The sequence below is a fragment of the Polaromonas sp. genome (genome assembly GCF_030689685.1).
Taxonomy (GTDB): domain Bacteria; phylum Pseudomonadota; class Gammaproteobacteria; order Burkholderiales; family Burkholderiaceae_C; genus Polaromonas.
Genome location: NZ_JAUYEY010000034.1, coordinates 1 through 6,020 on the forward strand (window position 1 = coordinate 1; position 6,020 = coordinate 6,020).

The following is a 6,020-nucleotide window of genomic DNA, read 5'->3' on the forward strand; positions in this document are numbered from 1 at the left end:
CATCCATCGTTGTGGCTTGCGAGATCGCTATTTGCGCAATTTCGATCGTCTCATCATCCCCGGTAACTGGACGTGCCATGACTTTCTCCATCAAGTATGATGGAGGATATTATTGCACTAATGTTGTGGAAATGGAATTAGTCCATCAAGCGTTAGCAGCTATCAATAAGATAGTGACAACGCCAGCCGCAGAAGCTGAAGAACGGGCTTTGCGCCGTTTCAGCCGTTGCTGGGTCTGGCGGCTGCGCTGATCTTAGGCATATTAGCCGGCTGCGACTCGACCCACCGGCGAACACGTTCGGCATCACCAAGGCGGCTGAGTTTGCCGGCCGAATCCAGAAACACCATGATCAGCTTGCGGCCTGCAATTTTTGTCTGCATGACAAGGCACTGGCCTGCTTCCGAGATGTAGCCGGTCTTTTGCAAGCCAATGTCCCAGTCGGGGTTTTTGACCAGCCGGTTGGTGTTGTTGTACTGCAGGGTCTGCCGGCCCACCGCCACCTGGTAACCGGTGGACGTGGAGAGTTCGCGAAGCACCGGGTCTGCGTGTGCGGCATTGACCAAGGTGGCCAGGTCCTGCGCGTTGGACTGGTTCTGGCTGGACAGGCCGGTCGGCTCGACGTAACGGGTGCCCTTCATACCCAACAGTTTGGCCTTGGCGTTCATCAGATTGACAAACGAAGGCATACCACCGGGGTAGGTACGGCCCAATGCATGCGCTGCGCGGTTTTCGCTGGACATCAGGGCCAAATGCAGCAGTTCGCCGCGGGTCAGGCTGGAGCCAACGCGCAGGCGTGAGCGGCTGCCCTTTTCCGTGTCTACGTCGTCTTGCGTGATGGTGATGCTTTCGTCCATGGGCAATTGGGCGCCGCTGATGATCATGCCGGTCATCAACTTGGTCAGGGACGCAATCGGCAACACGGCGTGGTCGTTTTTGCTGAACAGAATTTCATGCGTATCCTGGTCGATCACCAGCGCCACGCTGGACTTCAGGTCCAGCGGATCCTGCGCGCTGTGCAGGCCGGCAATCTGCCCAAACGAAGGTCGCGCAGGTGTCGCGACGATGATGGGCTTGCGCGGGGATTTAGCAACAACACGAACGCTCTTGCGGGTGGAGACGACTTTTTTGGAGACCGTCTTGGTGGCCTGGGATTTTTTGACCACCTGGCGCTTGGCAGGGGCCGCGTCCGACGCCACCGGAAAAACCAAGGCGACCGAAAAAGTAAGAAGTCCAACGAGTTGTAAGCTCCGTTTGAATATCAGGTTCAGCGTGTTGGCCATTGATTCGCCTCCAGTTGCGATTAGTGCGATGCTGGAGTGTATACAGATAGAAAAAGTCACGCAATATCAATCGTTTGCGTGACTTTCCTAAACGCAACGCTTAACTCGATGCTGGTTTTAACTTGCATCCCCATGCAAATCAACAAAAAATTACTAAGTTATTGATTTAAAAGGACTTTGTCGTCAGCAGGGTCTTAGCCTTGGGCTGCCACCCGGTCCGCTTTGCTTTGCAATTTGTTCAGGGCACTCAAATAAGCCTTGGCCGAAGCAACCACGATGTCCGGATCGGCACCCACGCCGTTGACGACACGGCCGCTATTTTGGAGCCTAACCGTAACCTCACCCTGGCTTTCGGTGGAACCGCTGATCGCATTGACCGAATACAGCACCATCTCGGCGCCGCTTTTAACATGCGTTTCGATGGCCTTGAGCGAGGCATCGACCGGACCGTTGCCGTCGGATTCGCCCCTGACTTCTTTGCCGTCCACGGTGAACACCACACTGGCCTGCGGGCGCTCGCCAGTTTCGCTGTGCTGGGACAGTGAAACAAAGCCGTACTGCTCTTTCTCATGCGTGACGCTTTCGTCGCTAACCAGCGCCAGGATGTCCTCGTCGAAAATTTCACTCTTGCCGTCGGCCAGTTCCTTGAAACGCGCAAACGCGGCATTGGTGTCAGCCTCGCTGTCCATCTGGATGCCCAGGTCCTGCAAGCGCTGCTTGAAGGCGTTGCGGCCGCTGAGCTTGCCCAACACCATCTTGTTGGAGCTCCAGCCCACGTCCTCCGCACGCATGATCTCGTAGGTTTCACGCGCCTTGAGCATGCCGTCCTGGTGAATGCCGGACGCATGCGCAAACGCGTTGGCGCCAACCACGGCCTTGTTCGGCTGGACCACAAAACCGGTGGTCTGGCTGACCATGCGGCTAGCGGCCACGATGTGCAGCGGGTCAATATTCATGTCGAGCTTGAAATAGTCGCGGCGCGTTTTCACGGCCATGACGATTTCTTCGAGCGAGCAGTTGCCGGCGCGTTCACCCAAGCCGTTGATCGTGCATTCGACCTGGCGCGCGCCGCCGATTTTGACACCAGCCAGCGAGTTGGCCACGGCCATACCGAGGTCGTTGTGACAGTGCACCGACCAGATGACCTTGTCACTGTTGGGCACGCGTTCACGCAGGGTTTTGATGAAGTTGCCATACAGCTCGGGCACCGCATATCCGACGGTATCAGGCACGTTGATGGTGGTCGCGCCCTCGACGATCACGGCTTCAAGTACGCGGCACAGAAAGTCCATGTCGCTGCGGTAACCGTCTTCCGGGCTGAACTCAACGTCGGCCACCAGGTTGCGTGCAAAGCGCACCGACAGTTTGGCCTGCTCCAGCACTTGCTCGGGCGTCATTCGCAGCTTTTTTTCCATGTGCAGTGCACTGGTGGCGATGAAGGTGTGGATGCGCGCGCGGTTGGCGCCCTTGAGCGCTTCGGCAGCGCGGGAGATGTCGCGGTCATTGGCGCGCGACAGCGAGCAGATGGTGGAATCTTTAATGGCGTTGGCAATTGCCTTTACCGCCTCAAAATCTCCGTTGGAGCTCGCTGCGAAACCGGCCTCAATCACATCGACTTTCAGGCGTTCCAGCTGGCGCGCAATGCGCAGTTTCTCGTCGCGCGTCATGGACGCGCCGGGCGACTGTTCGCCGTCGCGCAAGGTGGTGTCGAAAATAATCAGTTTGTCGGTCATGGCTGGCTCCTGCTGCGTGCTCGCGGTACGTCGTTGAAATGCAACTCAATCCTCTATGTTAACGGCGACTGCCTGCAGAGTGCTGGCGCGCTGCAGGCCCGAAACAATGGCTTTCAGTGAGGCCGACACGATGTTGCCGTCCATACCGACACCAAACAAGGTCTGACTGTTGACGCGCAGCTCCAGGTAGGCCACTGCCTGCGCAGCGGCACCCGAGCCGATGGCATGCTCGTGGTAATCCAGCACACGCACGGCATGGCCGGTAGCGCTGTTGAGCCCGGCCACAAAAGCGTCAATCGGGCCGGTACCTGCACCTTCGACTTGATGGGAAGCGCCGTGAAGCTGCACATCGGCCCGGATGTTGAAGGACTTGGCGCCGGCGCTGACCACTTCCTCAATCACCAGGTGCTGCGGCGCCGGAACACTCTGCAAGCCGTATTCCTTTTCAAACAATGCGAACAGGTCCTGCGCCGTCAACTCCTTGCCGGTCGCGTCCATCACGCCCTGCACCACCTGGCTAAACTCGATCTGCAGGCGGCGCGGAAGCTCCAGGCCAAACTCGCTTTCGAGCAGGTAGGCAATGCCGCCCTTGCCCGACTGGCTGTTCACGCGGATCACCGCCTCGTAGCTGCGGCCCAGGTCCTTCGGATCGATCGGCAGGTAAGGCATGTCCCAGATGTCGTCCTCCTTGCGTGCAGCGAAGGCCTTCTTGATCGCGTCCTGGTGCGAGCCCGAAAACGAGGTGTAGACCAGGTCACCCGCATAAGGATGGCGTGGATGCACCGGCAACTGGTTGCAATGCTCGACAGTGCGACGGATTTCGTCGATTTCCGAGAAATCCAGGCCAGGCGCTACGCCCTGTGTGTAGAGGTTGAGCGCGATGTTGACCAAGTCCACATTGCCGGTGCGCTCGCCGTTGCCGAACAGGCAGCCTTCGATGCGGTCTGCCCCTGCCATCAGCGCAAATTCGCCAGCGGCGGTCCCGGTTCCGCGGTCATTGTGCGGATGCACCGACAGCACGATGGCGTCGCGCCGCGCCAGATGACGGTGCATCCATTCCATCATGTCGGCAAAGATGTTGGGCGTTGAGTGTTCGACCGTCGAGGGCAGGTTGATGATGCACTTGTGCTCGGACGTGGGCTGCCAAACCGCAGTGACGGCATCGACCACGCGTTTGGAAAATTCAAGTTCGGTGCCAGACCACATTTCAGGCGAATACTGGAAGGTCCATTGCGTTTGCGGCTGCGCTGCGGCCAGTTCACTGAACAGCCGCGCATTGTCGGTCGCCAATTTGACAATCTCGTCTTCGTTCATGCCCAGCACCACCCGGCGCATGACCGGCGCAGTCGCGTTGTAGAGATGCACGATGGCGCGCGGTGCACCCCGAAGAGCTTCAAACGTGCGCCGGATCAAGGGTTCACGGGCCTGCGTCAGCACCTGGATGGTGACATCTGCCGGGATCAGGTTTTCATCAATCAATCTGCGTAAAAAGTCGAACTCGACCTGCGAAGCCGAAGGAAAACCGACCTCGATTTCCTTGAAGCCGATCTTCACCAGCGTGTCGAACATTCTGAGCTTGCGCGGTATGTCCATCGGCTCGATCAGCGCCTGATTGCCGTCACGCAGGTCCACGCTGCACCAGATCGGCGCCCGGCTCAGCACCACGTCCGGCCAGCTACGGTCGGCCAGGCGAACCGGAGGAAAGGACTTGTATTTGCTTGAAGGTGTTTTCAACATGTTCATCTCATCCACTGTGACATTCCAAACCCAGCAACCCAAAGAAAAACGGCCCGTTGCTGGTGCAAACGGGCCGTTGAATTGGGTGTACGCGTGCGCGCTACCGTCTCCGCCCGTTGGCAGATAGCAGTAGTGCTAGCGAAATTTGATTCATGGTGCGCAATGTATCACAAAATTTTCAGATGCCGTCATCCGGAATTCCCACCGGACGACGGGTTTATTTGTGCAGGCCGCGTTCATCAGGCTCATCGGTCGAGGTCGAAATCACGCTGGTCTGCAGGCCCTTGGCCTTGCGCCAGCCGTAAAGTACGTAACCCGAAAAACCGTAAATCACAAACAAGCCGAACATCACCGTCGGCGGATCAATGTTGATCACGGCAATGCCCAGCGCAATCAAAACAATCACGGCAAATGGGACACTGCGCTTGATGCTGAGGTCCTTGAAGCTGTAAAAAGGCACGTTCGTGACCATGGTCAATCCTGCATAAAGTGTCAGGGCGAACATGTACCAGCGTACGTCCTCACCCTGCAAACCCGCTTCATCCATCAGCCATATGAAGCCGGCCACCAGAGCCGCCGCAGCCGGTGAAGGCAGGCCCTGAAAAAACCGTTTGTCAACGACTGCCGTGTTGACGTTAAAGCGGGCCAGCCGCAGCGCAGCACACGCGCAATAGACAAAGGCAGCAATCCAGCCCCAGCGCCCCAGGCCGGTCAGGGCCCAGACATAGGCAATCAGCGCCGGCGCCGCACCAAACGACACCATGTCGGCCAATGAATCCATCTGCTCGCCAAAAGCACTTTGGGTGTTGGTCATGCGCGCCACGCGGCCATCCAAGCTGTCGAGCACCATGGCAGAAAACACGCCAATCGCCGCCTGGTCAAAGCGTCCATTCATGGCCATCACGATGGCGTAAAAACCGCCGAACAGCCCAGCCAGCGTGAACAGGTTGGGCAAGATGTAGATACCCTTGCGCCGCTTGCGCGGCACAACTTCCGCAGCATCAAGGTCAGAGTCGTGGCCGTCATGCATGGAAGATGCTCCGGGTTGCGGGAAAGGTGATGCGCTCGGGGTGCGGCGCAGAGAGTGATTCGGTCATGCCCAGAGGATACCAAACGGCAGTCTACTGAAATCGGGATAGGGGCCGATCATCGCTGACCGGACCCCTCCCACACCACCCGGCATGCGGGCCCGCACCGGGCGGTTCGAGAAGTTGAGGTCATGAGAGTCGGGGCAATCCCATCGTGTCGAACCAAGCGATGGTCAGCACG

Annotated in this window: 5 protein-coding genes; 1 reads left to right on the plus strand and 4 read right to left on the minus strand. The window is 58.3% G+C overall.

The window, feature by feature from the left end; genetic code table 11:
• Window positions 1–251: hypothetical protein (locus tag Q8O29_RS09310; protein ID WP_305562091.1), on the plus strand; the 251-nt coding region annotated here is incomplete at its 5' end.
• On the opposite strand, the gene pbpG is transcribed toward Q8O29_RS09310, so the two are convergent.
• From pbpG to pssA, 4 genes are all read right to left on the minus strand, one after another.
• Window positions 220–1,281 carry a D-alanyl-D-alanine endopeptidase gene (pbpG, locus tag Q8O29_RS09315; RefSeq protein ID WP_305562093.1) on the minus strand — a complete coding sequence of 354 codons (1,062 nt, stop codon included), beginning with the start codon at window positions 1,279–1,281 and terminating at the stop codon, window positions 220–222. The two genes, Q8O29_RS09310 and pbpG, sit on opposite strands and share 32 nt — an antisense overlap.
• A gap of 194 nt (window positions 1,282–1,475) precedes the next feature.
• Entirely contained in the window at window positions 1,476–3,014 is a 1,539-nt protein-coding gene (locus Q8O29_RS09320) for a 2-isopropylmalate synthase (RefSeq protein WP_305562095.1), read from the minus strand.
• A 45-nt stretch (window positions 3,015–3,059) separates the two neighbouring features.
• Entirely contained in the window at window positions 3,060–4,751 is a 1,692-nt protein-coding gene (leuA, locus tag Q8O29_RS09325; RefSeq protein WP_305562097.1) for a 2-isopropylmalate synthase, read from the minus strand.
• Between the two features lie 217 nt (window positions 4,752–4,968).
• On the minus strand, window positions 4,969–5,781 hold the full coding sequence (gene pssA / locus Q8O29_RS09330; protein ID WP_305562099.1) for a CDP-diacylglycerol--serine O-phosphatidyltransferase: 813 nt from the start codon (window positions 5,779–5,781) through the stop codon (window positions 4,969–4,971).
• Window positions 5,782–6,020: the final 239 nt, after the last annotated feature.

Excerpts from the sequence above, each read along its gene's own strand:
- pbpG (WP_305562093.1), bottom strand. The coding sequence starts at position 1,281 with ATGGCCAACACGCTGAACCTGATATTCAAACGGAGCTTACAACTCGTT.
- pssA (WP_305562099.1), bottom strand. The coding sequence starts at position 5,781 with ATGCATGACGGCCACGACTCTGACCTTGATGCTGCGGAAGTTGTGCCG.
- leuA (WP_305562097.1), bottom strand. The coding sequence starts at position 4,751 with ATGTTGAAAACACCTTCAAGCAAATACAAGTCCTTTCCTCCGGTTCGC.
- Q8O29_RS09320 (WP_305562095.1), bottom strand. The coding sequence starts at position 3,014 with ATGACCGACAAACTGATTATTTTCGACACCACCTTGCGCGACGGCGAA.